The organism is Streptomyces sp. NPDC017095 (assembly GCF_044332325.1).
Lineage (GTDB): Bacteria > Actinomycetota > Actinomycetes > Streptomycetales > Streptomycetaceae > Streptomyces.
Window position 1 is genome coordinate 392,270 of sequence record NZ_JBIROU010000006.1, and the last position, 26,746, is coordinate 419,015.

The window sequence follows — 26,746 nt, forward strand, 5'->3', positions numbered from 1 at the left end:
GGGTTCGCGGAGCGCGGGCGCGCTCCGGTTGCCGGGTTGGGTTCGGGGCGCGCGGGCGCACTCCGGCCCGTGGACGGGACCAGAGCACGCGGGTGCGTTCCGATCCGTGAACGGGAGCATGGTGCGCGGCGCACTCCGACTCGTGGACGGAGCCGTCGCGCGCGGGCGCGCTCCGTGCGCGGGTGGGTTCGGGCGCGCGGGCGCAGGTCTACTGCCGCAGTACGCGGACGGGCGGGACTGCGGGGCGATATGCGCGGGAGTGGGCGCCGCCCGGGGGGCCGCGCCACCCGGTGTGCGCCGGGTGGCCGCGCGTCCCGTCGGGAGACAGCGGCTGGTGCGCCCCGTCGCCGAGCCCGGTGGCGTCCAGGGCCGCGCGCGGCCGGTCCGCCGTGTGGTCGGAATGACCGTCCGCCGCGTGCCGGTGCCGGGGCGGCGCGGCCGGACCGGTGCCGTCGGTTGTGTCCGCCGCGTAGGCAACGTCCTGTGCCAGTACGGGAGTCGGGTCGGATCCGGCGAAGGAGCAGGCGTGCATCGCGCCGGTGAGATGGGCGGCGATCACCAGGACCAACCCGAGCAGCAGGGCGGCGCGCCGAGAACGTCCCGCGCGCCCGCCGTCGCTGCCCCATGACCGGATCACATGCGCAGCGTAATCAGAAAGTGACCCGGTGTCATATCGCGGACGGTGTGGCGGTCCGCCGGTCACCCCTGGACGCGGGGACGCCGCGACGCCGGGCCCCGGCCGGGCGGCCGGACGGCCGCTTGGCGGCGGCTCGCGGGACGCCGGGCGCCGGACACCGCGCGGGCGCCGAGGGTCAGCCTCGGGCCGAGCGTGCGACGCGGAAGCCCACGTCGTCCACCTGGAACGTCGGGTGGCTGCGGCGGCGTACGGAGGCCCGGCAGCTCCAGTGCTCGTCGAACCAGCCACCGCCGCGCAGCACCCGGTAAGTGCCGTAGACCTCGGCGTCGTAGACGTCCCAGCACCACTCCCAGACGTTGCCGAGCATGTCGTACAGGCCCCACGGGTTCGGCCGCTTGCCGCCCACGTCGTGCGGGCGTTCCTCCGAGTTGCCGCGGTACCAGGCGACCTCGTCGAGTGGCCCGTGGCGCGGTCCGGTCGTCCCGGCCCGGCAGGCGTGTTCCCACTCGGCCTCGGTCGGCAGCCGGTACCCCTCGGCGGACGCATCCCACTCGATGCCCTCGCCCTCGGCGGGGAAGCGGTAGGCGGGCGTGAACCCGTCCCGCTGCGACAGGGCGTTGCAGAACCGGACCGCGTCCCACCAGGAGACGCCCTCCACGGGCAGCCGGTCCCCCGGCGAGGTTCCCGGCCGCTTCCCGGTGATCTCCGCGTACAGCGCCTGAGTGACCGGGAACGCCGCCACCCGGTAGGGCGCGAGCCGCACCGGCCAACTGCGTTGCGTCCGCCGGTCCGACAGCGTCACCTGTCCCGGCGGGACGGCGATCATCTCACTTCCCACGCCCGTGTCCATGAGCAGGTGATCCTAATATGCACCCGCCCTGCCCCGCGTGGTCAGCGCGCCCGGGCCGCCGCCACGCTGTTCCATGGAGCCATGCACGCCGTGTCCCGTGGAGTCACCCCCGCCGCCACGTGGCCGCCCTGCTCGGGGCGCGTCCCCGCGAAGTCGTCTTCACCGCCTCGGGCTCGGAGGCGAACCTGCTCGCGCTGCGCGGCGCGGTGCCGGCCCGCGGCCGGACCCGGACCCGGGTGATCGCCCAGGCCACCGAGCATCCGGCGGTGCTGGAGACGGCGCGGGCCCTGCGCCGTCTGCACGGGACGCGGGTGACCGTGCTGCCGGTCGGCGGTGACGGCCTGCTCGACCCGGCCGCGCTGGAGGCCGCCCTCGGCGAGGACACCGCCCTGGTCTCGGTGATGGCCGCCGGCAACGAGACGGGCGCGCTCCAGCCGGTCGCGGAACTCGCCGCGCCGGCCCGCGCCCGCGGTGCCCTGTTCCACTGCGACGCCGCCCAGGCCGCCGGCAAGGTCCCGCTGGACGTCCGGGCGCTGGGTGTCGACCTGCTGACCGTGGCCGGGCACAAGATGTACGCGCCGAAGGGCACCGCCAGCGCTGTACGTGCGCGACGGCGTGCGGCTGGAACCGGTCGTCTACGGCGGCGGCCAGGAGCGCGGACCGCGGGCCGGCACGCAGAGCGTGGCGCCGGCCGTCGGTCTCCGCGCCGCCGCCCGCGTCACGGCCGGTGAACTCGCCGGCGGCGCCCCGGCCCGCCTGACCGTCCTGCGCGACGGCCTCCACCACCGGCTGGCCGGGGCGCTGCCCGGCCGGGTCCGCCTCAACGGGCCGGAGCGCGCCCGCCTGCCGAACACCCTCAACATCAGTGTCGAGGGCCGCCTCGGCCATGAACTCCTCGCCACGGTCCCCGAGATCGCCGCCTCCACCGGCTCCGCCTGCCGCAGCGGCACCCACACCCCGTCCCCGGTCCTCACCGCCATGGGCCTCGCGCCCGGCCGGGCCCTCGGCGCGCTGCGCCTGTCCCTGGGCCGCCGGAGTACGGCCGAGGACATCGAAACGGCGGCGCGGGCCCTCGTCCGGGCGGTCCCGCGGCACTGACCGGGAGGACGGCACCGCCCGGTCCCGTACCGGAGGACGGCCCGGTGCGTCCGGCGGTGCGCTGCCACGCGGGCACCACACCGCTTCCCCGCCACAGCGGACCCACGCGGGCCCCGGCACGGGCGCCGCCACGTCCGGGCCGGCCGGTGCGTCGTAGGATCGGCTGGTTCGCGACCCGTGAGGAGTACCCGTCCGGTGACCGCCGTCGTTCCGCCCGCCCGCCCCGCCACCGGGCTGCTCAGGGTGCGGCAGTACGCCCGCGCCGAGGACGGGGAACGGCTGCACAGCCTGCTGTGGCGAGCGGGCGAGGGCTGGCGGATGATCAGCAGCGCCGTGCTCGGCGGAGGGATCGGGGAACGCTCCTGGGTGCTCAACGCCCAGGTGTCGCACGGTTACCGGCGCACCGATCCGGACCGGCACCTCGCCGAGCTGGCCGCGAACGCCGGTGCCCGCGGGCCGGGGGTCGGGCTGATGACGGCCGCCGATGTCCAGGCGTACGGCCACGCGTACGACGGCGGTGTGGAGGCGGTCGCCACCGCGGGGCTCGGGGTGCGCGGCTGGGCCGCCTCCCCGGCGGAGGGCACGCCCGTGGCGGCGCGGCCCGGCACGGTCAACATCCTGGTCGCGCTGCCGGTGGCGCTGACCGACGCGGCCCTGGTCAACGCGGTGGCCACCGCCACCGAGGCCAAGGTGCAGGCGCTGCTCGGCGCCGGCTACGACTGCTCAGGCACCCCCACGGACGCCGTGTGCGTGGCCGCCCGCGTCCCGGGCGCCGGCGACGAGACCCACGCCTTCGCCGGTCCCCGCTCCCTGTGGGGCGCACGCGTGGCCCGCGCCGTCCACCAGGCCGTGAGCGCCGCCGCCCGACCGCCGGCCTGAGCGCATCACGGCCCGCCGGACACCGGCACTTCACTCCGACGCCCGGTGCCTGTCCAGCAGGGCGGCCAGGGTGCCAGCGAAGGCGGGGTTTCTCGGCGGCGCCGCGCAGCCCCTCATTTCGGAAGCTGACGGGCCGTGAGGGAAAGAGGACGTTTGCATCGGCGCCGACGGTATACACGGAGAACTAACACATCCTTTATTACGACGAGAGGGAGACGCACACCATGGGCATCCTCGCTTGGATCATCATCGGTCTGCTCGCCGGCGCCATCGCCAAGGCCATCATGCCGGGCAAGGACCCGGGCGGCATCATCATCACCATGCTCATCGGCGTGGTCGGCGGTCTGCTCGGCGGCTGGCTCGGCAAGGTGATCTTCGGCGTCGACTCCATCGACGGGTTCTTCGACCTCTCCACCTGGATCGCCGCCATCGTCGGCTCTCTCATCCTGCTCGCCATCTACCGCGCCGTCACCGGCAACCGACACTCGCACCGTCACGCATAACCCGCTGACGTCGAACGGTTCCGACACCCGACGCGGACCACTGACCGCGATGAACCTCCGCGACGAGCCCCTGTGCTTCGTCCCGGAGGTTCATCGCGGTCAGCGCGTTGTGCGCGGCCCGACTCGCCCGCATCACCGGCGGCTGCCATAGGAAACCCCTATAGCACCTGCTCACTTTTCGTCTTTGCCCCTCTCTCCGACCCGGACCTACGGTGAAACAGCTCGGCCAGGCGGGACGTGCTCCCCGGTCCTTCCGGACCAAGAGCCTTCTCCGTGCCGCCCTTTGTCAGGCCGAGCGGATCCGTAGACGAGGGAAAAGGACAGTGGCATGACGACAGCCGGGAATGACGCGGGAACAGGGGAACTGGCGGGGAAGCGAGCCGTGGTCACGGGCGGTTCGCGCGGAATCGGCGCGGCCGTCGTGCGCCGGCTCCTGGACGCGGGCGCCGAGGTGCTCACGACCGCCAGGTCGAAGACGAGCACGGTGCCGGAGGGCGCCGCCTTCGTGGAGGCCGATGTGCGGACACGGGCCGGAGCGGAGACGATCGCCGAGGCCGCGCAGGCAGCGCTCGGCGGGGTGGACATCCTGGTCGACAACGCGGGCGGAGCACGGCCGTTCCCGCACGCCTGGGTCATCCCCGACGAGGAATGGCAGGACCAGCTGGACCTGAACTACCTGGCCGCGGTGCGGCTGGACTCGCTGCTGACGCCGGGGATGCGCGAACGGCGCTCGGGTGTGGTCGTGCACGTCTCCTCGGCCGCCGTTTTGACCTCGGCACCGCCGTTCCTCCACTACACGGCGGCGAAGGCGGCGCTGGAGAACTACAGCCGGGGACTTGCCCTGGAACTGGCCCCGTTCGGAGTGCGGGTCAACACCGTGTCCCCGGGCAGGACCGCCACCCCGGGCGGCGAGGCGACCCGCGAGGAGTGGGCGAGTTTGAGCGAGGGGCCCGGCCAGGACATCACCGCGCCTCCGCTGGGGCGTGAGGGCCGGCCCGACGACATCGCCGACGCGGTGCTGTTCCTCGTGTCGGACCGGGCGAGCTGGCTGACCGGCAGGAACCTGACCGTGGACGGCGGGGAGTTCCCGGCGGGCTGACGCCGGCGCAGCGGACGGCGGCTCCGGGCGAAGGGGCGGGGAGCCTGGAGACGGACGCCGGGTACGGCACGAGAACGCGCCGTACGGAACATGCTCACACCACGGGCACCGAGTTCGCGGCGGGCGGGGACATCACCCAATCACGGTCAGGCGCCGGTCCGTTGCCGGAGAAGCCGGTCGCATACCAGGTCTCCTGGCGCAGGAAGGCGAGCAGGGCCATCTCCGCCGGGCCAGCGCCGGGCCGGATCGCGGCGACGGTGGGCATGGAGACGGCGGGCAGGACGGGCCGCGTGAGGTGCTCGTATCCGGGAGGCACCGCGGAGGCCGGCACGAGAGTGACCCCCAGCCCGTGGGCGGCCCAGCGCACCGCCGTCACCGTCTGGGAGACACGGGCGAACGTGGCCGGGGCCAGCTCGTTGTCCCGCAGCACGTCCCGCAGCACCTCGTCGAGCGCGCTGGCCTGGTCGAACCTGATCCACGGCTCCCGCGCCAGCTCGCGCAGCTCGACCCGGTCCGCGGCGAGCTGCGCGTGCGCGGGGCTGAGCACCACGACGAACTCCTCGTCGCCGAGGTGGTGGCCCTCGTACAGCTCTTCCTCGCACGGCCCGCCGACCAGGCCGAGGTCCACCACGCCCCGGCGGGCCAGCCGCTCCAGCTCGGCGGGGTCCGCCTCCTCGAAGACGGTGATCTCCAGGCGCGGGAACCGGCGGCGCAACGCCTTGAGCGCGCCCGGGAGTTGGCGCGTGCCCAGGCCCATCTGGGCCGCGACCACCAGCTCGCCCTCCAGTTCGTCGGCACCGGCCCGCGCTGTCGCCCGGGCCCGCCGCGCCGCCCGCACCGCGACCTCCGCGTCGCGCAGGAACGCGCGGCCGACCGCGGTGGGCACCAGCCCGGCCGGTGTGCGGACGAACAGCGTCACGCCGAGGTCCCGCTCCAGGCTGCGGATCTGCTGGGACACCGACGGCTGGGCGACACGCAGCAGTTCCGCCGCCGCCGTCACCGAGCCCGCCTCGGCCACCGCCAGGGCGTACTCGAACTGACGAAGCGTCATCGCCCCGCGTCTCCCTCCTGCGCCGGCCCACGGCCCGCGGTGTGGTGCGCCGGGTCCTGGACACGGCGCCGGACGAGACCGGCCCGCACCGTGCGCGCCGGCCACGAGCCGCGGCGCGGCTCGGTCAGCATCCCGCACGAGGCGTTCGCGACGACGCGCGCCGACGACTGTCCGTCCATGAAGCAGACCAACGCGGCGGCGGCCCGGCCGTATTCCCGTTCCCGCGCCCGCAGCCACCCGCGACGGGACCGGGGCCGCGGGTTCGGCCTCGCGTGGTGCCGCCGGGACCGGGGCCGCAGGTTCGGCCCTCGCGCGCGGTGCCGCCGGGACCAGCGGGCCGGGCGGGAGGCGCTGCGCGGGCACGGGGCGCCGAGCGGGGACGACGTGCGCGGCGCGGGTCAGCGTGCGGGGCCGCGGACGCCCTCCAGGACGAGGGCGACGTACCTGCGCCAGTCGTCGGTGCCGGTCATGTTCGCCATGGCGCCCCGCGCGATGAGCACGAAGTCCCCGGCGCCGAAGTCCGCGCGCAGGCACCCGGCGTCGACGGCGCGCCGCACGATGCGTTCGATGATCGCCGCGAAGTCCGTCTTCTCGGCGGCGATGTGGTTCCAGCTCGGCTCCCCCGGCCCGAGCACGGCGAAGCGGAAACCGGCGTCGGCCGCCGCGGACGCCAGATAGCCGTACAGCAGCGTCTCGAACGCCGTCCAGGGGTCCTCGGACTCGTCGGCGGCGCGGGCCAGGGCGGTCACCGCCTCGAACCGGCGGCCGATGATCGCGGCGAGCAGCGCCTGCTTGTCGGCGAAGTGCCGGTAGAGGGTGCCCACGCCGAGGCCGGCGCGCTCGGCGATCTCGTCCATCTGCACGGCGTCGCCCCGCCGGGCGAACAGTTCACCGGCGGCGTCGAGGACGGCCTCGCGGTTGCGCCGGGCGTCGGCGCGCAGCGGGCGTTCGGGAGCGGTCATGGTCGCCTCAGTCTAGTTGACGGCGTGCCGGGGTCGCCTCTACATTCGGAACCGGAGTTCAGGTTCAGGTTATGGAGGGGCAATGATCGTCGTCACCACACCCACAGGACAGATCGGCGGCCGGCTGGTCCGCCGGCTGCTCGACCGGGACGAGCAGGTCCGGGTCGTCGTCCGTGACGCCGCGCGGCTGGACGACACGGTCCGCGAGCGGGTCGAGACCGTCGAGGGCTCGCACGACGACCCGGCCGTGCTCGACAAGGCACTGCCCGGGGCCCGCGCACTGTTCTGGCTCGTCCCGCCCGACCCGCGGGCGGCCGGCGCCGAGGAGCACTACCTCCGCTTCGCCCGGGCGGGCGCCGCCGCCGTCGCCCGGCACGGCGTCGGCCACGTCGTCGGGGTCTCCAGCGCCGGACACGGCTGGCCGGCCCCGGCCGGTCTGCTCTCCGCGGCCTTCGCGATGGACGCCGTACTCGGCGACGTTCCCGCGGCCTACCGGGCGCTGTCCATGCCCTTCTACATGGAGAACCTCCTGCGGCAGCTCGACGACATCCGCGGCCAGGGCACGTTCACCCTCACCTGCGCCGGCGACCTGCCCCTGGCGACGGTCTCGACGCGGGACATCGCCGACACCGCCGCCGGGCTGCTCACCGACCTGTCCTGGGCCGGACGGGAGAACCTCCCCGTGTTCGGCCCGGACCGGCTGACCCCGGACGGAATGGCCCGGGTGATGACCGAGGAACTCGGGCGCCCGGTCGCCTACCGCCGGGTGAGCATCGAGGACTACGCCGCGCTGCTCCGCTCCCGGGGCGCCGGCGACCGGGCGGTCAGGGACGTGACCGAGATGCTGGCCGCGCAGGACCACGGCATCTACGACGCGGACTGGGCGGCCGCCGAACCGACCCCGACGGACTTCCGCACCTGGTGCGGGGACGTGCTCAGGCCCGCCGCGGACGCCTGGGCGTCCTGACCCGGACGCGCCGGCGGCCCGGTGGCGTCCTGGTTCAGCCGTCCCACGTCCAGTCGGCGACCTCGGGCAGGTCCACGCCGTGCTCCCTGATCCAGACGTGGTGGCGCTGCCGGGCGTCCTCCATCCGCTGGCGTACGGGCGCCGCGCGGACCGCGAGACCGGGGACGCGGTCGATGACGTCCATGACGAGGCGGTAGCGGTCGAGGTCGTTGCGGACCACCATGTCGAACGGGGTGGTCGTGGCGCCGATCTCCTTGTACCCGCGCACGTGCAGGTGCGGGTGTCCGGCGCGGCGGTAGGCCAGGCGGTGGATGAGCCACGGGTAGCCGTGGTAGGCGAAGATCACCGGCTTGTCGGCGGTGAACAGACCGTCGTACTCGAAGTCGCTCATGCCGTGCGGGTGTTCCCCGTGCGGCAGCAGCCGGGCGATGTCGACGACGTTGACGACGCGCACGGCCAGACCGGGCAGGTGGCGGCGGAGCAACTGGGCCGCGGCCAGGCTCTCCTGGGTGGGTACGTCGCCCGCGCAGGCGAGCACCACGTCCGGCTCCCGGGTGCCGTCCTCGGTGCCGGCCCACTCCCAGATGCCGGCGCCCCGCGCGCAGTGGACCTCGGCCTCCTCCCTCGTCAGCCAGTCGAAGCAGGGCTGCTTGCCGGCCACGACGACGTTGACGTAGTCCCGGCTGCGCAGGACGTGGCCGGCGACGGACAGGAGGGTGTTGGTGTCCGGCGGGAAGTAGACCCGGACGGCTTCGGGACTCTTGTTGAGGACGTGGTCGACGAAGCCGGGGTCCTGGTGGGAGAAGCCGTTGTGGTCCTGCCGCCACACGTGCGAGGTCAGCAGGTAGTTGAGGGAGGCGATGGGAGCGCGCCACGGCAGGCTACGGGTGGTGCGCAGCCACTTGATGTGCTGGTTGACCATGGAGTCGACGATGTGCACGAAGGCTTCGTAGCAGGAGAACAGCCCGTGCCGGCCGGTGAGCAGGTAGCCCTCCAGCCAGCCCTGGCAGGTGTGCTCGGAGAGGATCTCCATGACCCGGCCGTGCGGGTCGAGGTGTTCGTCCACCGGCAGGGTGTCCGCCTGCCAGGCCTTGCCGCTGGCCGCGTAGACGGCCTGGAGCCGGTTGGAGGCGGTCTCGTCGGGCCCGACGAGGCGGAAGTCCCTGCGGTCGGCGGTCGCCCGCATGACGTCTTCGAGCAGCTCGCCGAGGACGCGCGTCGGCTCGTGCAGGGTGGCGCCGGGCTTGTCGACCTCCACGGCGTGCTTCTCCAGCGGCGGCAGAGGCAGCTCGCGCACCAGGAGACCGCCGTTGGCATACGGGGTGGCGCCGAGCCGGCGGGCGCCCCCCGGGATGCAGGCCAGCACGTCCGGGCGCGGGGCGCCGCGCTCGTCGAACAGTTCCCCGGGCCGGTAGGAGCGCAGCCAGTGCTCCAGCTGCCGCAGGTGCTCGGGGTTGTCCCGGACCTCGGACAGCGGCACCTGGTGGGCCCGCCAGGTGCCCTCCACCGGCAGCCCGTCGACTTCCGCCGGGCCGGTCCACCCCTTCGGCGTGCGCAGCACGATCACCGGCCAGCGCGGCCGCTCGGTGGCTCCCTCCGCACGAGCCGCGCGCTGGATCGCCGCGACGCGGTCGAGCGCGGTGTCCATGGCGGCGGCCATCGCGCGGTGGACGGCCATGGGGTCGTCGCCGGTGACGTGGACCGGGTCGTGGCCGTAGCCGCGCAGCAGCTCGTCGAGCTCGGCCTCGGGCAGCCGGGCCAGGACGGCCGGGTTGGCGATCTTGTAGCCGTTCAGGTGCAGGATGGGCAGGACGGCGCCGTCGTGGACCGGGTCGAGGAACTTGTTCGAGTGCCAGGAAGCGGCCAGCGGTCCCGTCTCCGCCTCACCGTCCCCGATCACGCAGGCGACGAGCAGGTCCGGGTGGTCGAAGGCGGCGCCGTAGGCGTGGGAGAGGGAGTACCCGAGTTCGCCGCCCTCGTGGATCGAGCCCGGCGTCTCGGGAGCGACATGGCTGGGCACCCCGCCCGGGAAGGAGAACTGCCGGAACAGCCGGGCCATGCCGGCCGCGTCCCGGGTGACGTCCGGGTACGTCTCGGTGTACGACCCCTCCAGCCAGCAGTTGGCCAGGACCGCGGGCCCGCCGTGGCCGGGTCCCCAGACGCACAGGGCGTCCAGGTTGCGCGCCCGGACGACCCGGTTGAGGTGCGTGTACACCAGGTTCAGGCCGGGAGACGTGCCCCAGTGGCCCAGCAGCCGCGGCTTGACGTGCTCGGGCCTCAGGGGTTCGGTCAGCAGAGGGTTGGCCAGGAGGTAGATCTGGCCGACGGCCAGGTAGTTCGCGGCGCGCCAGTGGGCGTCCAGCGACCTCAGCTCTTCCTCCCCCGGCCGGTCGGGTGCCTGCTGCGTGTCGAGGGACATCCGGGTTCCTTCCTTGCCGGGGCGGCGCTCACGGTGTGACGGGGCCGACCGCCGTACGGCCCACTGTCCACCGGGGCACCGGGTACCCGACAGGGCCGTTCGGGCCACCTGGCGCGGCGGACGGGTCCGATCCGGCCCGTGCGCGGGCACCGCGGGTCAGAAGGCGTACCGGATGCGCAGCCAGGGAGCGTGCGCCGCCACCAGGTCGCGCAGGGTGGCCACGCCCTCCGCCTTGACCCGGTTGGTGTAGCGGACGTTCAGCGCCCCGTTCTCGGAGCGCTTGCCCTGCTGGATGCCGGGCTGCCAGAGCACCTCCTCGGCGCGGGGGTGCCAGCCCAGGTTGACCTCGTGCAGGTCCCGGTTGTGCGTCAGCATGATCACTTCTGCCGCCGCCTGCCGTTTGACCCGGTCGGGCAGGACGTCGTCCAGCCGGCGGAGCAGCTCGGTCCAGTCCGCTTCCCAGCCGGGGCGCAGCACCACCGGGGAGAGGTTGAAGTGGACCTCGTACCCCGCGTCCAGGAAGTCCGCCGCGGCGGCGATCCGGTCGCCCACCGGCGACGTGCGCAGGTCGAGCAGCCGGGCGTCCGCCGCGGGCATCAGGGAGAAGCGGATCCGGGTACGGCCCCGCGGGTCGAGCGACAGCAGGTCCGGGTTGACGAACTTGGTGGCGAACGAGGCCTTCGCGGTGGGCCACCGCCGGAAGGCTTCCACGAGGTCCGCGGTGTTGTCGCTGATCAGCGCGTCCACGGAGCAGTCGCCGTTCTCCCCGATGTCGTAGACCCACGCCGACGCGTCGCACTGGTTGGGTTCCGGTTTGTGTCCCTGGCGCGCGATGTGGCGGCCCAGGGCGGCGATGACGGCGTCGATGTTGGTGAAGACGGTGACGGGGTTGGCGTAGCCCTTGCGGCGGGGCACGTAGCAGTAGGCGCACGCCATGGCGCACCCGTTGGAGGCGCCCGGGGCGATCCAGTCGGCGGAGCGTCCGTTGGGCCGGGTGGTCAGCGTCTTCTTCTCGCCCAGGACCAGCGTCTCGCCCTTCACGCGCACCCAGCGTTCGACGTTCCCCTCGTTGCCGTGCAGGCCCGGGATGCGCCAGTGGGAGTCCACCTCGATCACGGTGGCGTCCGGGAAGCGGGCGAGGACCTGCCGGCCGCGCGGGGAGGCCGCGGCGGCCGGTTCGGCGTACACCGTGCGGACGGGCAGCAGACGGCGGGCGGCCGGTGAGGCGCGGAACGGGAAGCGGTCCGCCGGTTCCCGCCCGCCCTCCGGTGCGCCCGCCGCCCGGGGGGCGGCGTCCAGCGCGTCGAGGCCGAACAGGGTGTCCGGGTCGTCGTCGGGGCCGGCGGAGGGTTTCCTCGTGCGCGCCGCGCCGAAGGGGTCTGAAGGGGAAGCCACCCTTCCACTGTAGGCATCCGCCGGGAGGAAGGTCCTCCGGCGCCGTACCGGCAGGTCAGCGGTCGTCCGACGGGTCGTGGCCCCAGTTCATGAGCGAGTGGCGCCACCGGGTGTCCCGCACGTCTCCGGACGGCCGCTGCGCCAGGTGCCGGCGGATGTAGCCGACCACCTTGCGCATGTGCGCGTAGTCGGCGTCCGAGAGGTCGCCCTTGTTCGTGCGGAGGATCTCCACGATGGCGCGGCCGGAGGCGTGGCCGGTGGACTCGCCGCCGTCCTTGTGCTGCCCGGCCGCCCGGGACTCCTCGGTCGCCAGCCACTTCTCCAGCGCGGACGGGGTCATGTTCACCAGGTCCCGGAAGGCGTCCCAGGTCTCGCGGTGGTCGTCACGGCCGGACACGCCGGCCTACTTCTTCCGCTTGAGGGCGGACGGCTTGTGCACGGCCGTACGGCCGGACTTGTCGCTGCGCACCTCGTACTGCGGCTCGTCCGGCGAGGCGTCCACCGTGCGGCCCGCCGCCTCGGTCCGCTCCGTGATCTTCTTCTCGACGGTGCCGGAGGTCTCGCTGCCGTGACTGCGCCAGGCGACCTTGTCGCCCTCGGCGGGGTCCTTCCCACCGGACGTCTTCTTCGTCTTGGCCATGGCGGATGCTCCCGTCGTACGGAGGTCGAGTGAGCGGTTGCCGCGCCGCGCGCAGGGCGGGGGCCCCTCTACCACCGTGCGCGCGGATCCCGGGATCCGCACCCCGGGATCCGCGCGGCCGGCCCGGAGCGGGCTCAGCCGCAGGTCACGGTCGGTGTCCCCCAGTCGCCGTGGTCGCTGCCGTTGCCGTCGCCGGCGTCGTCGGCCTTCAGGTCGACGGTCTGCGCGCCGGTCAGGTCGACGTCGATCGGTACGGCGGCCTGTCCGCCCTTGATCGTCCGGGTGGTGACGAGGGTCTTGCCGTCGGCCACCACGGAGAAGACCACGGTCCCCGCTCCGCCGGTCTCGTCGTCGACGCCCACGGAGGCGGTCAGGCGCGTGCACGCGCCGCCGAGGTAGAGCCGCACGTCGCTGACCGCGTGGGCGCCCAGGCCCTTCCGATAGGTGACGCCCGCGATGGCGATCGGGCGGCCGTCCCCGGCGGCCTGTTCGCCGACGCTGGTGTCGCGCTCCACCGGGCCCCAGCCGTTGGTGGACGACAGGAACGGCAGCTCGCTCACGGCGGTCTCGCCCGCCTTGGGGGCCGGTGGGACCGCGCCGATGACGCGCTCGTCGCTGCCGGTGGCCGGACGGCCCCGCTGCACGTAGCGCACGGTGGCGGTGAGGGCCGAGGCGGACGGCAGCGCACCGGCCGGCGGCCGCACCCGCCAGGTGAAGGTGGCCGACTTCCCGGGGAGCAGACGCTCCACCGTGGCGGGGCTCGTGGCGTCGGCGCTCCAGCCGTCCGGCAGCGTGAGCGCGGCTTTCAGCCGGGATGCTGGGGACTGTCCGGCCGGCACCCGCACCGTGGCCTCGGCGGTGAAGGAGCGGGCCGGTACGGCGGTGTCGGGCAGCGCCAGGGTGACGCCGGCACCCGGCCTCGCCGGCATCGCGTAGGTCCGGCGGTCGTAGCCCGGGCTGCGGTTCTGCGCCACCCGCAGCGGCGAGGCGTAGCTCCCGTAGTTCGTCAGCGAGACCTTGCCGAGGCCGCCGGTGCTGCCGTCGAGGTTCCACACCGCGAGGGCGATGGTGTTGTGGCCGTGGGGGTCCAGGATGCCGTCGGGGACCGGGAAGGAGTGCTGCGGACCCAGGTAGTTGACGTAGTTGCCGACTTGCCAGCCGTTGACGAAGAGGGTGGCCCGGTATTTGCGCGCCGGGTCGTCGGTGAACGTCAGTCCGAGGGAGGTGTCCTGGCCGCGGGGCAGGTCCAGGGCCACGTCGGTGCGGTACCACGAGACGCCGGGACGGGTGTCGCTCGTCGGCAGCGAGACGTGCTTCCAGCCGCCGTCCGGGTAGCCCGGCAGCGACCAGCCGGCCCGCTCGCCGTACAGGCCGCCCGTCGACAGCGGGCCGCGCACCGTGTCCAGCGGGTTCTCACCGCCCCGCACGCCCTGCAGCCGCCAGGTGACCGGTGTCAGCGGTGCTCCGGTGAGGGACGCGCTGGTCAGCCCGCGCGCGGCCTTGTTGCCGTTGGTGGAGTTGTAGTCCTCCTCATGGCCCATGTTCACGGTGAGCACCGAGACGATGTTGTCGCCGTCGGACTTCACCGAGCCGGGCGGGAAGGCGAAGTCGGCGCTGCCGGTGGTGGAACTGCCCAGGAAGGTGCCGTTGAGCCAGGCGGAGAGCGCCTGGGCCTTGCCACCGGAGTCCGAGACGAGGTGGATGCCGGTCGCTCCGGGTGCGGAGCGGAAGCGGCCGCGGTACCAGGTGTTGCCGGTGTGGAACCCGTAGTCGTCGGCGTAGAGCACCGGCAGGGTGTTGATGCCGGAGGAACTGTTGGTGGCGGACTTGTCGGCCACCTGCCAGCCGGAGTCGTCGAAACCGGGGGCCGCTTCGGGGGATTCCTCGGCGTGTTTCCAGTCCGTCAGGGCCGGCAGGCGGATCGGGGCGGCGACCGGGATCGTGCCGGTGAGGCTGCCCGTGCCGGTCGCGCGGGTGCGCAGGTCCCGGCCGTTCCAGGTGACGTGGCGAGCGGAGGTGAACACCTCGATGTGCCGGTCGTCGGCGTTGTCGCCGCTGAGCGCCACGGTACGCCCGTGGTCCAGACTGGCGGCCGTGCGCAGCAGGTGGGTGCCGCGCACCAGGACCGGTCCGGTCGCGGTGTCCTGGCGCCAGAACGTCGCCGCCGTCGTCTTGTCGCCGGCCAGAAGCAGCAGGGGACGCGGGCCGCCCCCGCTGATGCCGATGCGGATCAGACCGTCGTGGGTGTAGTTCAGGCGCAGATCGCCGGTGGCCGCGTCCCAGGTGGTCGTGACCGGGCCGCCGCTGCTGACCACGGTGGGCCGGGAGGAGTAGCGCAGCACGGTCTCGCCGTCGCTGCCCCGGTCGCCGTAGAGCACCGCGACGTCCCGGCCGCCGATGGTCGCGTCGGTCATGATCTCGGAGGTCGAGTACTGCAACTGGGCTTCGCCGATCCGGTAGTTGGCGACGATCACGTGCGAGTCGCGTCCGTCGAGCGTGATGGCGGTACCCGGCTGGCGCGGCACGACGGGGTAGGTCGGCTCCGTGACCGGCGCGGTCGGCACGTCGATGGCGTCGACGGACACGAAGCTGTCCGACGAACCCGGGGCGTGCTTGCCGGTGACGACGATCTTCAGGGTGTGTTCTCCCGGTGACAGACCGGTCTTCTGGAAGACCACCGCCTGGTTCCCGCCGCCGGAGTCGTCGACCGTCGCCTCCTTGACGCCGTCCACGTAGACGTCGGCGTAGCCGTGGTTGCCGGTCTTCGGGCCGATCCAGCGGACCGCGGTGCCGCGGAACGGCACGGTGAGGGAGTCACCGGCCTGCCGGGAGAACGACTCGGTCTTCTTGTAGTCGCCGCTCGTGTAGGTCTGTTCGGCGCCCACGTGCGACCAGGAGCCGGCGTAGGTCAGTGCGGTGTCGGTGTCGTCCCAGGTGTAGCTGGTGTCCGACGCCGCCCGGGCGTCGAAGTCCAGCGAGATGTGGGCCGAGTCGGTGGCCGTGGACGTGGCGTCCCGGTGACGCAGGACGTGGAACTGCGTCCTCGTGTCGGGGTTCATCCGGGCGGTGTCGACGACGGCCGGGTCGTCCGGGGCCTCGGTCCTGATCGGGTCCGTCTTGGTCAGCGGGGCGACGGCCTGCGTGAAGTAGCCGATCAGCTTGTCCTCGTCGTACTTCGGGTCCAGCTGCCGGGTCTCGCGGATCGCGGCGCCGTAGTCGTACGACGTGTAGTTCTGCGGCATGCCCAGCCAGCCCCAGTTGGTGCCGCCGTAGGTCATGTAGAAGCTCTGGGCGGTCGCGCCGACCGCGATGTTCTGCTTGTAGAAGACGTTCGCGAACCGGTCGTTGATGAGCTGCGCGCACTTGTCGTAGCCCGGGCCGCCCCACGGGTCGAAGGCGCCGCCCTGGAACTCGGGCGAGTACAACGGCTTTCCGGCCGGGTGGTCGTAGCTGATGTCGGGGACACCGCTCCACTTCGCGGGGTTGGAGCAGTCGAAGCCCTGCGGGTAGGAGTCCGGGCCGTCCACGTCCAGGGCGCCCGTGCCCGAGTTGAACGTACCGTTGTTGTTGCCGGTCAACGGCACGGTGATGCCGTCGGCCCTGGCCTTGTCCTCCAGGTGCCGCATGTACGACCGGCCGGCCGCCGAGCCGTTGTAGTACTCGTTCTCGACCTGGTAGGCGATGACCGACCCGGTGCCGTTGGTCAGCTGGTGCCGGGCGACGATGCGGTCGATCCGGGTCAGCCACTCGTCGGCGTACTTCAGGAACCGCGGGTCGTCGCTGCGGTTGTTCCCGGCCTTGGTGGTCAGCCAGCCGGGCAGTCCGCCGCTGTCGACCTCGGCGTTGATGTACGGGGCCGGGCGGGCGATCACGTAGAGCCCGGCTTCCTCAGCCATGTCGAGGAGCCTGTCGACGTCGCGGACGCCGGTGAAGTCGTACGTGCCGGGGGCCGGGGAGTGGTATCCCCAGTCGAAGTACAGCGAGGTGGAGTTGAAGCCTGCCGCCTTCATCTTCTGGAAGATGTCGAGCCACAGGTCGGGGCTCGGCAGCCGGAAGTAGTGGAACTCACCGGACCACAGGTAGGTGCGCTTGCCGTCGACGAGGAAGGAGTAGCCGTCGAAAGTGACGGTGTGCGGGGCGGGTTCGGCGGCGGACGCCGGTGAGTCTCCTTCGGCGGGCGTGACGGCGGACGCGGCGGACGCCGGTGGGCTGCCCGCGGCGGATGTTACGGCGGACGTGGGCGGGTTGTCCGCGGCGGCCACGGCCGGGGTGACCATGCCCGCGGACAGGATCATGGCCGTCACGGTCGCGAGGACGGGCCCCCAGCGCCGTCGCCGGCCGGGCCTGGCGGAACCGTTCGATGGGTCGCGCACTGCTGCCTCCACACCGCCGAGGGAACCAACTCTCAACAGATTCAAGCGAATCCGAACATAGGACGGTGTGCGGCAGGGGGCAAGAGGGTCTCAAGACTTCGTGGGCGACTTCTCCCCTGGCCGCCCTCGGAGGCGGGCGTCCTCCCGCCGGCACGTGCCACCTCACCAGCCCCTCGGCGGCCACGCGCCTTGACCACGCCTTTCGGTCGCGTCACCGGCGGGTTTCGCACCCGCGGCCTGCCAGCCCGACTCGCGAGCGGCTGCCCTGCGGGGGGGGGTCGTTGAGTCGCGTTGGAATATGTTCCGGGGCTGTCCGCGCGGCGGACCGTCCGGGCGGCCGGGTGCGGGCCCGGCCGTCTCGGCGGGGCTCAGCCGGCTTCGGCGACAGTCGCCGTCGGCTGTTCGGCGTTCTGGGCCTGGCGGGCGCGCTCGACCACCATCCGGGCGATGCGCGTCAGGACCGTCGGGTCGAGTTCGTGGTAACCGCCGCCGTAGACGACATCGATCACGACCGTGCCCGCGCGGGCGATCGTGTGCATGTGGTACGTGCCGGCCGAACCGTTGGACTCCCGGCCGGAGTAGGCAACGCTCTCATCGCCGATCGGCCCCAAGGACATGGAGGAGTCGTCGCCTTCCTTCGAGGTCCCCTCGCTCCACCGCTGGTAGCCCGCGGCCGCTGTCTCGGCGCTGTCGTACGCCTCGATCGCGATGTACGCCTTGTTGGCAGCACCTGGATCGGCATAGGCGACTCCGCCGAGGCTGCGCAGTCCCGCGCAGCCGCCCTCGCGGCAGGAGTCGTCCTTGGTCGCTTTATGGACGTCCGCCTCCTCGGACAACGACCATCCGGACGGCATGCTCTGTACATCGGGCAGGACTTCTCTGAGGAGTTCGAGGTCCTTGACCGGTGCGACCTTGCGGTCCGCGCCGCCACCGTCCCCTGCGCCGGATCCGCTGCCGGCGGCCGGGACGCCCGACCCGTCGCCGTCCGGGCCTGCCCCCGCCCAGGGCCCCCGCACCGCCGTGTCGTCGCCGCCCACGGCCCTGCTGAGTCCGTACACCGCCAGTCCCATGACGAGAGCCACCGCGAGCAGCACCAGCGTCACGTTGGTCGGTGTCAGGCTGTCCTTGCGCACGGTCAGCGGGCCGAACGAGAGGGTGTTGTGCTGGGAACGGTCGCCGATGTGCGCGTTGTACATGTCCCTGCCCACGCGCGGCCCCGCGGTAGGGGCGCGTCGCCACGCCTCGTACAACTGCTCCAGTCGGCGCGCGAAGGCGGGGTCCGAGGCGAGGACGGCGGCAACCTGCCGCTCCGTCTCGCCGAGGTCCCCACTGCCCGGATCCAGGGCCGCGCGGCCTTCCGGGGAAGATCCCAGGCGCTCCCGCATCAGCCGTGACGCCTCGGCGCCGGCCGCCCCGCCGATGGCACCCGCCGCCCCGCTCGACGCCTGGGTCAGCAGTGTCATGACCCAGGCCGTCACTTCGGATGCTTCCATGCCGCAAGTATCGGCATGGTCATGGCCGGTTCGACGGCCTAGTTCCAGCCCTTCGACCCGGCGACTGTCTCGATCCCGTAACGCGTCAAGTGGCTTGCTCCGCCTCACTGTTGGGCGAGGGGAGTCCCGGAGCGGGGCCTGTCAGGGAGGTCGTCCGGGCTACCGTCGCGGCTTCAGTGAGACCGTAGGGAGTCCGGGGCCGGGAGCGGATCGCCGTCGTAGCCCCGGACCGTGCCGAACCGGTCCCCCGGCATCTCCTCGCCCGCCTTGGCGATCTCTTCGTGCGAGCTGAAGGACCGCCCGCCCGACCGAGCCGGGTGTGCGTCCGGCGCGGACGACGGCGACCGCCTTCGGCCGCAGCAGCGGCTGGAGGCTCGCCACGTCGACAGCGATCGCGGGGCGGTCCCATGGGCTGTCCGGGGCTGGACCTTGGGCCGGTCGGCCCGGGTTCTCGCCTTTCCCGGCCACGCGACTGCCGGAGGTGACGCCGGCGGGGCGGCGCCCCGTACGGCGCCGGTGCTCCGGCCTCGCGGCAGCGACGCCGTCCTCACGCCGCTCCTGTGCCCGCGCGGGACCGGCCTTGGGAAAGGAACCCGAATTGCAGGTAAGCGGCAGCCTGGCGTCTGCGCTGCCGGATTCCGGCACGGCCCTCGCCGAACTGGATCTCGCGCTGACCGACGCCCTCCAGACGGATCCCCGCGCACCGTGGACCCGCGTAGGTGCCGCGCTGGGCGTCGACGCCACCACGGCCGCCCGCCACTGGGCGCGGCTCGTCGAGCGCGGTCTGGCCTGGATCACCGCCTACCCCGCCCCGGGTCTGGCGCTGTCGCCTACGTGGAGGTGCGCTGCAAAGCGGGCGCGGTGGACCGGTTGATCGAGCAGCTGAGCGAACTGTCCTGGGTCTTCAGCATCGAGCACGTGGTGGGCGACTTCGATCTGTTCCTCTCCGTCCGTGCCGCCGATCTGCCCGCTCTGGGACGACAGCTGAACCAACTCGGCGTCCTCAAGGGCGTGCGTTCCAGCCGCACCCTGCTGTCCCTGCGTCACTACCGGGAGGGCAGCCGCTGGCAGGTCCGTGCCCTGCCCGCGCGGCATCGCTCGGCTCTGCTGGACGCGCAGCCTGCCCTGCCGCGGGTGGCGGACGAGAAGGGCGCGGGCCGTGGCTACGACCGCACCGGCCTCGCTCTCGTGCTCGCCCTGAGTGCCGACGGCCGGACCGGGTTCCCGGAGCTCGCCGCGCGCGCCGGGCTGAGTGAGTCCACCGCCCGCCGTCGCCTCGACCGCCTCGTGCGCGACCACGGTCTGCTGCTGCGCTGCGACCTCGCCCAGCCGCTGGCAGGCTGGCCGGTCGTCGTCACCTACCGCAGCGTGGTCCCGCACCAGGACCTCGAACGCCTCGGCCCGGCCCCGGCCCAACTGCCGCAGACCCGGTTGTGCGCCTCGGTCACCGGCTCGTGCAACCTGCTGCTCTCCGTCTGGCTGCGCGGCACCCGCGAGGTGGGCGCCTTCGACGCGCTGCTCGCCGAGCGCATGCCCGAACTCCGCGTCCGGAGCCGCACCGTGACCCTGCGCAGCGCCAAGCGGATGGGCCGGATCCTCGACGGCCGGGGGCGCGCCGCAGGCAACATCCCGGCGAATCTGCCCCCGGCCTCCCGGGACTGACGGGCAGGCCCGGGCGCTCCGGCCACACCCGCCGGCCGTCACGGGGCCGGGCGGTGGCCGGACCTGTCGTCAGCGTCCGGGGAGGCATCACCAGGGCGCCACCCCGCACCGCCATGCCCCAGCGCGCCGACCGGTGCGTCGTGGTCCTGACGCGACGGGGGATACGGCGGATGCCGGGGCGTCAGCGCGGAAGTGACGGCTCCCAGGGGTGAAGGGTGGAGATGGAGCACGGGGGCGAGGACGACGTGCACGCGCTTGCGGCATGCCCCGGCCGCGAGCGGTCCCCGAGCCGCTCCACGAACTCCTCGTCTCACATCGCCGCGACGGCGGTCGGCGAGGGCAGCGGCAGCGAGGTGTTCCCATCGGCCATCCGGACGTGCGGGTCCGGGTTCGCGGCCTTAAGAGCTCATTCCCCATCTGCGCAAATTAACGTAAATTCTTGCGCTATTCTTGCGTTCATGACGCGACGACTTGCTCAGGTAGCCGCCAAGGTCGGGGTCAGCGAGGCCACGGTCAGCCGGGTGCTGAACAACAAACCGGGGGTATCCGAGGCCACCCGCCAGTCGGTGCTCACCGCACTCGACGTGCTGGGCTACGAACGTCCGACCCAGCTGCGGGGCGAACGCGCCCGCCTGGTCGGCCTGGTCCTGCCGGAGCTGCAGAACCCGATCTTCCCGGCCTTCGCGGAAGCCATCGGCGGTGCGCTCGCCCAGCAGGGACTGACCCCGGTGCTGTGCACGCAGACCAAGGGCGGGGTCTCGGAGGCGGACTACGTGGAGCTGCTGCTCCAGCAGCAGGTGTCCGGCGTGGTCTTCGCCGGCGGCCTGTACGCGCAGGCCAACGCGCCGCACGAGCACTACGAGATCCTCGCCGAGCGCAACATCCCGGTCGTCCTCATCAACGCCGCCATCGAGGACATGGGCTTCCCCGCCGTGTCGTGCGACGACTCCGTCGCGGTGGAGCAGGCGTGGCGCCACCTCACCTCGCTGGGCCACGAGCGCATCGGACTCGCCCTCGGCCCCGCCGACCACGTCCCCTCGCAGCGCAAACTGGCCACAGCGCGTGCCATGGCCACGGCGGCCGGCGGCGAACTGCCGGACGAGCACGTGGTCCGGGCGATGTTCTCCCTGGAGAGCGGCCAGGCGGCCACCGCCCGGCTGCTCGACCGGGGTGTCACCGGGATCATCTGCGCCAGCGACCCCATCGCGCTCGGCGCGGTCCGGGCCGCGCGCCGCCGCGGGCTCCGTGTCCCCGGCGACGTCTCGGTCGTCGGGTACGACGACTCCGCGTTCATGAACTGCACCGAACCTCCGCTGACGACCGTCCGCCAGCCCATCGAGGCCATGGGCCGAGCCGCGGTGGAGCTGCTCACCGCACAGATCGCGGGCAGTGCCGTCACGGCGGAGGAACTGCTCTTCGAGCCGGAGCTGGTAGTGCGCGGCTCCACCGCGCAAGCCGTCCGCGCCCACTGAGCGGCCCTCGCTCCACACGACGAGATTCCATCGACTGTCAATAATTTACAACTCCAGTGCGACATCTTGCGGCCTTCTGTCGTTGGTGATTGAGTGTGGGCCGCCACACAGCGAGCAGCCGTGTGGACATCCCACGCTCATGGCCAAAGGGGTCCACCGATGAGAAGTCCCGGGTTCCGTCGCACCACCGTCGCCGCGATAGCCGGCACCCTCACCCTGGCCGGCCTCACGGCCTGCGGGTCCGGAGGCGCTTCGAGCAGCGACGACGGCAAAACCCGGATCACGGTCAACTGTGAGCCGCCCAAGAGCGCCAAGGTCGACCGCAAGTTCTTCGACGCGGACGTGGCGGCCTTCGGGGAGCAGCACCCGGACATCGACGTCGTCACCCATGACGCGTTCCCCTGCCAGGACCCCAAGACCTTCGACGCCAAGCTGGCCGGCGGGCAGATGGAAGACGTCTTCTACACCTACTTCACCGACGCCGGACACGTCGTCGACGTCAACCAGGCCGCCGACATCACCCCGTACGTCAAGGAACTCAAGAGCTACCGGACCATCCAGAAGCAGCTGCGCGACATCTACACCGTGGACGGGAAGGTCTACGGCATCCCGCGCACCGGCTACTCCATGGGGCTGATCTACAACCGCGGCCTGTTCCGGAAGGCGGGCCTGGACCCCGACAAGCCCCCCACGACCTGGGACGAGGTCCGCGCCGCCGCCAAGAAGATCGCAGCCCTCGGCGACAACACCGTCGGCTACGCCGACTACAGCGCCCAGAACCAGGGCGGCTGGCACTTCACCGCCGAGATGTACTCCCAGGGCGGCGACGTCGTCACCGCCGACGGCAAGAAGGCAGCCGTCGACTCCCCGGCCGGCCACGCCGTCCTGCAGAACCTGCACGACATGCGCTGGAACGACGACTCCATGGGCAGCAAGCAGCTCCTCGTCATCAACGACGTGCAGCAGATGATGGGCTCGGGCAAGCTGGGCATGTACCTCGCCGCCCCCGACAACATCCCCATCCTGGTCAAGGAGAAGGGCGGCAACTACAAGGACCTCGCCCTCGCCCCCATGCCCGGCGGCCACGGCACCCTCATCGGCGGCGACGGCTACATGTTCAACAAGCACGACACGCCCGCCCAGATCCGCGCCGGCCTGAAGTGGCTGGAGCACATGTTCCTCACCCCGGGCAAGGGCTTCCTCGGCGACTACGCCCGCGCCAAGCGCAACGACGCCCCCGTGGGCCTGCCCGAGCCGCGCCTGTTCACCGGTGTCGCCGACGCCACCGACCAACAGGTCAAGAAGGCCAACGCCAACGTGCCGGTGGCGAACTACCAGGCATTCCTCGACGGCAACCAGAACCTCGACATGAAGATCGAGCCGCCGAAGGCCCAGCAGATCTACTCGGTGCTCGACGGCGTGGTCTCCGCCGTCCTGACGAAGCGGGACGCCGACATCGACCGCCTGCTGAAGGACGCCTCCGGCAAGATCGACGGCATCCTCGCGCGAGGCTGACGCCGCCATGAAGACCGCAGCCGAACGCGCGGCCGCCCCGGCCCCCGTACGCACCACTGCCGCGCCGCCTTCCGCCCCGAAGCCGCGCGCACCGGGCCGCGGCGGCGCGCCCTGGCGGCGCACGCTCGCCGACCAGGCCCGGGCCTACGCCTTCCTGGCCGGCGGCCTGCTCTGCTTCGCCCTGTTCTCGTGGTACCCCGCGATCCGCGCGGTGGTCATCGCCTTCCAGAAGTACACGCCGGGCTCGGCGCCCCAGTGGGTGGGCACGGACAACTTCACCCATGTCCTCCACGACCCCGAGTTCACGACCGCGTGGCGGAACACGCTGGTGTTCACCGCGCTGGCCCTGCTCATCGGCTTCGCCGTCCCCTTCGTCATGGCGCTGGTGCTCAACGAACTGCGCCATGCCCGGGCCTTCTTCCGCGTGGTCGTCTATCTGCCGGTGATGATCCCGCCGGTGGTCAGCTCGCTGCTGTGGAAGTGGTTCTACGACCCCGGTGCCGGCCTGGCCAACGAGGCGCTGCGGTTCCTGCACCTGCCGACCTCGAACTGGACCAACGGCGCCGACACCGCACTCGTCTCGCTCGTCATCGTGGCGACCTGGGCCAACATGGGCGGCACCGTCCTGATCTACCTCGCCGCCCTCCAGGGCATCCCGGGCGAGCTGTACGAGGCGGCGGAACTGGACGGCGCCAACCTGTGGCAGCGGGTGCGGCATGTAACCGTCCCGCAGACCCGGTTCATCATGCTGATGCTGATGCTTCTCCAGATCATCGCCACCATGCAGGTGTTCACGGAGCCGTTCGTCATCACCGGCGGAGGGCCGGAGAGTTCCACCGTGACGGTGCTCTACCTCATCTACAAGTACGCGTTCCTCTACCAGGACTTCGGCGGGGCCTGCGCCCTGAGCGTCATGCTCCTGGTGCTGCTGAGCGCGTTCTCCGCCCTGTATCTGCGGTTCACCCGCGCCGACGACTGAGAGGAGGAACAGCGATCATGCCCGCCAGACAGAACGGGTACGCGGTGCGCACCCTCGTGTCGCCGCTCACGCTGTCCAGGACACGCGGCAAGGCCGTCTACTGGAGCGTGTTCGGCGCGGTCGTCGTCGCCTTCGCCCTCGCCTTCCTCTTCCCGGTCTACTGGATGGCGACCGGTGCCATGAAGTCGCCGGACGAGGTGACGCGCACACCGCCGACCCTCGTGCCGGACCAGTGGCACATCAGCGCGTACACCGATGCCTGGGACCTGATGCAGCTGCCCCAGCACCTGTGGAACACGGTCGTCCAGGCGGCCGGGGCCTGGCTGCTCCAGATCGTCTTCTGCACCGCCGCGGCGTACGCCCTGTCCAAGCTGAGACCCGCCTTCGGCAAGGTGATCCTCGGCGGCATCCTGGCGACCCTGATGGTTCCCGCGCAGGCACTGGTCGTGCCCAAGTACCTCACCGTGGCCGACCTGCCGCTGATCCACATCAACCTGCTCAACGACCCGCTGGCGATCTGGCTGCCCGCCGTGGCGAACGCGTTCAACCTGTACCTGCTCAAGCGCTTCTTCGACCAGCTCCCGCGCGATGTGCTGGAGGCCGCCGAACTCGACGGCGCCGGCCGGCTGCGCACGCTGTGGTCGGTGGTGCTGCCGATGTCCCGGCCGGTACTGGGGGTGGTGTCCATCTTCGCCCTGGTCGCCGTGTGGCAGGACTTCCTGTGGCCTTTGATGGTCTTCTCCGACCCGGACAGACAACCGATCAGCGTGGCCCTCGTGCAGCTCTCGCAGAACATCCAGCTGACCGTCCTCATCGCCGCGATGGTGATCGCCAGCATCCCGATGGTCGCCATGTTCCTCGTCTTCCAGCGGCACATCATCGCCGGGATCAGCGCCGGCAGCACCAAGGGCTGAGCCCGCCCGCGACACCGGCACCGCGGCCACCCCGTGGCCGCGCGCTGCCTCGCCCGCCCCTCCCCGCCCCCGATGCGGGGGGCGGCAGGGCGCCGCGGCACACAGCGCCGAGCCCGTAGACGCCGCTCACGCCGCACGGCCGTGGGCGAGACCACGCATGCCCGAAAGGAACCCTCATGGACCCGGCCGACGAGAAGTGGTGGCGTGGCGCCGCCATCTACCAGATCTACGTGCGCAGCTTCGCGGACGGAGACGGAGACGGCACCGGTGACCTCGCGGGAGTGCGCGCCAGGCTGCCCTACCTGGCCGACCTCGGCGTCGACGCGCTGTGGTTCACGCCCTGGTACCTTTCCCCCCTGGCCGACGGGGGCTACGACGTCGCCGACTACCGTGCCATCGACCCGGTCTTCGGCACGCTCGGCGAGGCGGAGAAGCTGATCAGCGAGGCGCGCGAGCTGGGTCTGCGCACCATCGTCGACATCGTGCCGAACCACGTGTCCGACCGGCATCCGTGGTTCCGGGCGGCGCTCGCCGCCGGACCCGGCAGCCCGGAGCGGGAGCTGTTCCACTTCCGCCCCGGCCGCGGTGAGCGCGGCGAACTGCCGCCGAACGACTGGCCGTCGGAGTTTCCCGGCGCCGCCACCTGGACCCGGGTCCCGGACGGCGAGTGGTACCTGCATCTGTTCACGCCCCAGCAGCCCGATCTCAACTGGGCGCACCCGGCCGTCCGCCGGGAGCACGAGGACATCCTGCGCTTCTGGTTCGAGCGGGGCGTGGCCGGAGTGCGCATCGACTCCGCCGCGCTGCTCGCGAAGGACCCCGAGCTGCCGGACTTCGTCAAGGGGCGCGATCCGCACCCGTACGTCGACCGCGACGAGCTGCACGACATCTACCGCTCCTGGCGTGCCGTCGCCGACGAGTACGGCGCCGTCTTCGTCGGCGAGGTGTGGCTGCCGGACACCGAGCGCTTCGCCCGCTATCTGCGCCCCGACGAACTGCACACCGCTTTCAACTTCGACTTCATGACCCGCCCCTGGTGCGCGGCCGAGCTGCGCCAGTCCATCGACGGCACCCTCACCGAGCACGCCGGCATCGGGGCGCCGGCGACCTGGGTCCTGTGCAACCACGACGTGACGAGGACCGTCACCCGGTACGGGCGGGCGGAGTCCGGGTTCTCCTTCGCCACCAAGCGTTTCGGCACCCCGACCGACCTGGCGCTCGGCACCCGCAGGGCTCGCGCGGCGGCGCTGCTGTCCCTCGCGCTTCCCGGTGCCGTCTATCTGTACCAGGGCGAGGAACTCGGGCTGCCCGAGGTGGAGTTGGAGCCGGAGCACATCCAGGACCCGATGCACTTCCGCTCCGGCGGCCTGGACCCGGGCCGGGACGGCTGCCGGGTGCCGCTGCCCTGGGCCGCGGATGAGCCGCACCACGGATTCGGCTCGGTGGCCGAGCCCTGGCTGCCGCAGCCCGCGGACTGGGGCTCGTACGCGGCCGACCGGCAGGCCGCAGATCCCGGGTCGATGCTCACCCTGTACCGCACGGCACTGCGCCTGCGCGGCACCGAGCCCGGATTCGGCGACGGACCGCTGAGCTGGCTCGCCGCCCCGGACGACGTGCTGGCCTTCGCCCGGGAGGACGGCCTGGTCTGCGTCGTGAACACGGCCGCGGAACCCGTCGGACTCCCGCGCCACACAGCCGTCCTGCTCACCAGTGGCCCGCTGGACGACGAGGGCCGGCTGCCGCAGGACACGGCGGTCTGGCTGCGGGCCTGACCCCCCTGCCGGACCACCGGACCGGAGAAGCACTGCACACGCCACTTCCCCTCCCCCGCATCAGGA

Annotated in this window: 23 protein-coding genes; 13 read left to right on the forward strand and 10 right to left on the reverse strand. The window is 72.4% G+C overall.

The genetic code is table 11. The features are described from left to right. Positions 1-208: 208 nt before the first annotated feature. Both ACH4OA_RS14885 and ACH4OA_RS14890 read right to left on the reverse strand, forming a co-directional pair. Positions 209-637, reverse strand: a complete 429-nt coding sequence (locus ACH4OA_RS14885) for a hypothetical protein (RefSeq protein WP_397936128.1) — start codon at positions 635-637, stop codon at positions 209-211. A gap of 175 nt (positions 638-812) precedes the next feature. Next, the gene (locus ACH4OA_RS14890; RefSeq protein WP_397969306.1) at positions 813-1,487 is read right to left on the reverse strand and encodes a formylglycine-generating enzyme family protein; all 675 of its coding nucleotides are present in this window, start codon (positions 1,485-1,487) and stop codon (positions 813-815) included. 119 nt (positions 1,488-1,606) lie between these two features. Between ACH4OA_RS14890 and ACH4OA_RS14895 the strand changes: the two genes are divergently transcribed. From ACH4OA_RS14895 to ACH4OA_RS14915, 5 genes are all read left to right on the forward strand, one after another. Beyond that, on the forward strand, positions 1,607-2,218 hold the full coding sequence (locus ACH4OA_RS14895) for a cysteine desulfurase family protein (RefSeq protein ID WP_397969307.1): 612 nt from the start codon (positions 1,607-1,609) through the stop codon (positions 2,216-2,218). Then, entirely contained in the window at positions 2,103-2,585 is a 483-nt protein-coding gene (locus tag ACH4OA_RS14900; protein WP_397969309.1) for an aminotransferase class V-fold PLP-dependent enzyme, read from the forward strand. The genes ACH4OA_RS14895 and ACH4OA_RS14900 overlap by 116 nt, the downstream gene beginning before the upstream one ends. A gap of 195 nt (positions 2,586-2,780) precedes the next feature. Then, positions 2,781-3,464, forward strand: coding sequence for an adenosylcobinamide amidohydrolase (locus ACH4OA_RS14905; protein ID WP_397969311.1), 684 nt, complete (start codon positions 2,781-2,783; stop codon positions 3,462-3,464). Between the two features lie 224 nt (positions 3,465-3,688). Beyond that, positions 3,689-3,967, forward strand: a complete 279-nt coding sequence (locus ACH4OA_RS14910; protein WP_365874698.1) for a GlsB/YeaQ/YmgE family stress response membrane protein — start codon at positions 3,689-3,691, stop codon at positions 3,965-3,967. A 328-nt stretch (positions 3,968-4,295) separates the two neighbouring features. Beyond that, positions 4,296-5,066, forward strand: a complete 771-nt coding sequence (locus ACH4OA_RS14915) for an oxidoreductase (RefSeq protein WP_397969313.1) — start codon at positions 4,296-4,298, stop codon at positions 5,064-5,066. A 94-nt stretch (positions 5,067-5,160) separates the two neighbouring features. On the opposite strand, the gene ACH4OA_RS14920 is transcribed toward ACH4OA_RS14915, so the two are convergent. Both ACH4OA_RS14920 and ACH4OA_RS14925 read right to left on the reverse strand, forming a co-directional pair. Next, positions 5,161-6,117: a LysR family transcriptional regulator gene (locus ACH4OA_RS14920; protein WP_397936134.1), complete on the reverse strand. Its 957-nt coding sequence runs from the start codon at positions 6,115-6,117 to the stop codon at positions 5,161-5,163. Between the two features lie 398 nt (positions 6,118-6,515). Continuing rightward, on the reverse strand, positions 6,516-7,079 hold the full coding sequence (locus ACH4OA_RS14925) for a helix-turn-helix domain-containing protein (protein WP_365874692.1): 564 nt from the start codon (positions 7,077-7,079) through the stop codon (positions 6,516-6,518). Positions 7,080-7,161: 82 nt separating this feature from the next. Between ACH4OA_RS14925 and ACH4OA_RS14930 the strand changes: the two genes are divergently transcribed. After that, a complete protein-coding gene (locus ACH4OA_RS14930; protein WP_397969314.1) occupies positions 7,162-8,046 on the forward strand; it encodes an NAD(P)H-binding protein in 885 nt (294 codons plus the stop codon). A gap of 34 nt (positions 8,047-8,080) precedes the next feature. Here the strand turns inward: ACH4OA_RS14930 and ACH4OA_RS14935 are convergent, their stop codons facing one another. The 6 genes from ACH4OA_RS14935 to ACH4OA_RS14960 all read right to left on the reverse strand — a co-directional run bounded on the left by ACH4OA_RS14935 (position 8,081) and on the right by ACH4OA_RS14960 (position 18,366). Then, the gene (locus tag ACH4OA_RS14935; protein ID WP_397969316.1) at positions 8,081-10,465 is read right to left on the reverse strand and encodes a phosphoketolase; all 2,385 of its coding nucleotides are present in this window, start codon (positions 10,463-10,465) and stop codon (positions 8,081-8,083) included. A 156-nt stretch (positions 10,466-10,621) separates the two neighbouring features. Next, entirely contained in the window at positions 10,622-11,860 is a 1,239-nt protein-coding gene (locus ACH4OA_RS14940; RefSeq protein WP_397945342.1) for a spore photoproduct lyase family protein, read from the reverse strand. Positions 11,861-11,915: 55 nt separating this feature from the next. Next, entirely contained in the window at positions 11,916-12,257 is a 342-nt protein-coding gene (locus ACH4OA_RS14945; protein ID WP_397969317.1) for a DUF3140 domain-containing protein, read from the reverse strand. Between the two features lie 6 nt (positions 12,258-12,263). Continuing rightward, complete coding sequence (locus ACH4OA_RS14950) at positions 12,264-12,500, reverse strand: DUF2945 domain-containing protein (RefSeq protein WP_397936143.1); 237 nt, start codon at positions 12,498-12,500, stop codon at positions 12,264-12,266. Positions 12,501-12,634: 134 nt separating this feature from the next. Then, a complete protein-coding gene (locus ACH4OA_RS14955; RefSeq protein ID WP_397969319.1) occupies positions 12,635-16,795 on the reverse strand; it encodes a beta-galactosidase in 4,161 nt (1,386 codons plus the stop codon). A gap of 446 nt (positions 16,796-17,241) precedes the next feature. Next, on the reverse strand, positions 17,242-18,366 hold the full coding sequence (locus ACH4OA_RS14960) for a hypothetical protein (protein WP_397969320.1): 1,125 nt from the start codon (positions 18,364-18,366) through the stop codon (positions 17,242-17,244). Positions 18,367-18,964: 598 nt separating this feature from the next. Here ACH4OA_RS14960 and ACH4OA_RS14965 point away from each other — a divergent pair. From ACH4OA_RS14965 to ACH4OA_RS14995, 7 genes are all read left to right on the forward strand, one after another. Further along, the gene (locus ACH4OA_RS14965) at positions 18,965-19,240 is read left to right on the forward strand and encodes an AsnC family protein (RefSeq protein ID WP_397969322.1); all 276 of its coding nucleotides are present in this window, start codon (positions 18,965-18,967) and stop codon (positions 19,238-19,240) included. Beyond that, the gene (locus tag ACH4OA_RS14970; RefSeq protein WP_397969323.1) at positions 19,237-20,028 is read left to right on the forward strand and encodes an Lrp/AsnC ligand binding domain-containing protein; all 792 of its coding nucleotides are present in this window, start codon (positions 19,237-19,239) and stop codon (positions 20,026-20,028) included. The genes ACH4OA_RS14965 and ACH4OA_RS14970 overlap by 4 nt, the downstream gene beginning before the upstream one ends. A gap of 458 nt (positions 20,029-20,486) precedes the next feature. After that, positions 20,487-21,500 carry a LacI family DNA-binding transcriptional regulator gene (locus tag ACH4OA_RS14975; RefSeq protein WP_397936151.1) on the forward strand — a complete coding sequence of 338 codons (1,014 nt, stop codon included), beginning with the start codon at positions 20,487-20,489 and terminating at the stop codon, positions 21,498-21,500. Between the two features lie 159 nt (positions 21,501-21,659). Next, positions 21,660-23,015 carry an ABC transporter substrate-binding protein gene (locus ACH4OA_RS14980; protein WP_397945357.1) on the forward strand — a complete coding sequence of 452 codons (1,356 nt, stop codon included), beginning with the start codon at positions 21,660-21,662 and terminating at the stop codon, positions 23,013-23,015. A gap of 7 nt (positions 23,016-23,022) precedes the next feature. Then, positions 23,023-23,994 (forward strand): carbohydrate ABC transporter permease, encoded by a 972-nt coding sequence (locus tag ACH4OA_RS14985; protein ID WP_397936155.1) that lies wholly within the window; start codon positions 23,023-23,025, stop codon positions 23,992-23,994. Positions 23,995-24,011: 17 nt separating this feature from the next. After that, positions 24,012-24,908: a carbohydrate ABC transporter permease gene (locus ACH4OA_RS14990; RefSeq protein WP_397936156.1), complete on the forward strand. Its 897-nt coding sequence runs from the start codon at positions 24,012-24,014 to the stop codon at positions 24,906-24,908. A 176-nt stretch (positions 24,909-25,084) separates the two neighbouring features. Beyond that, positions 25,085-26,680, forward strand: a complete 1,596-nt coding sequence (locus tag ACH4OA_RS14995) for a glycoside hydrolase family 13 protein (protein WP_397969324.1) — start codon at positions 25,085-25,087, stop codon at positions 26,678-26,680. Positions 26,681-26,746: the final 66 nt, after the last annotated feature.

Bases quoted from the DNA above. Each gene is read 5' to 3' on its own strand.
- ACH4OA_RS14890 (WP_397969306.1), bottom strand. From the start codon at position 1,487: ATGGACACGGGCGTGGGAAGTGAGATGATCGCCGTCCCGCCGGGACAG.
- ACH4OA_RS14910 (WP_365874698.1), top strand. From the start codon at position 3,689: ATGGGCATCCTCGCTTGGATCATCATCGGTCTGCTCGCCGGCGCCATC.
- ACH4OA_RS14915 (WP_397969313.1), top strand. From the start codon at position 4,296: ATGACGACAGCCGGGAATGACGCGGGAACAGGGGAACTGGCGGGGAAG.
- ACH4OA_RS14920 (WP_397936134.1), bottom strand. From the start codon at position 6,117: ATGACGCTTCGTCAGTTCGAGTACGCCCTGGCGGTGGCCGAGGCGGGC.
- ACH4OA_RS14925 (WP_365874692.1), bottom strand. From the start codon at position 7,079: ATGACCGCTCCCGAACGCCCGCTGCGCGCCGACGCCCGGCGCAACCGC.
- ACH4OA_RS14930 (WP_397969314.1), top strand. From the start codon at position 7,162: ATGATCGTCGTCACCACACCCACAGGACAGATCGGCGGCCGGCTGGTC.
- ACH4OA_RS14935 (WP_397969316.1), bottom strand. From the start codon at position 10,465: ATGTCCCTCGACACGCAGCAGGCACCCGACCGGCCGGGGGAGGAAGAG.
- ACH4OA_RS14950 (WP_397936143.1), bottom strand. From the start codon at position 12,500: ATGGCCAAGACGAAGAAGACGTCCGGTGGGAAGGACCCCGCCGAGGGC.
- ACH4OA_RS14955 (WP_397969319.1), bottom strand. From the start codon at position 16,795: ATGATCCTGTCCGCGGGCATGGTCACCCCGGCCGTGGCCGCCGCGGAC.
- ACH4OA_RS14960 (WP_397969320.1), bottom strand. From the start codon at position 18,366: ATGGAAGCATCCGAAGTGACGGCCTGGGTCATGACACTGCTGACCCAG.
- ACH4OA_RS14975 (WP_397936151.1), top strand. From the start codon at position 20,487: ATGACGCGACGACTTGCTCAGGTAGCCGCCAAGGTCGGGGTCAGCGAG.
- ACH4OA_RS14980 (WP_397945357.1), top strand. From the start codon at position 21,660: ATGAGAAGTCCCGGGTTCCGTCGCACCACCGTCGCCGCGATAGCCGGC.
- ACH4OA_RS14985 (WP_397936155.1), top strand. From the start codon at position 23,023: ATGAAGACCGCAGCCGAACGCGCGGCCGCCCCGGCCCCCGTACGCACC.
- ACH4OA_RS14990 (WP_397936156.1), top strand. From the start codon at position 24,012: ATGCCCGCCAGACAGAACGGGTACGCGGTGCGCACCCTCGTGTCGCCG.
- ACH4OA_RS14995 (WP_397969324.1), top strand. From the start codon at position 25,085: ATGGACCCGGCCGACGAGAAGTGGTGGCGTGGCGCCGCCATCTACCAG.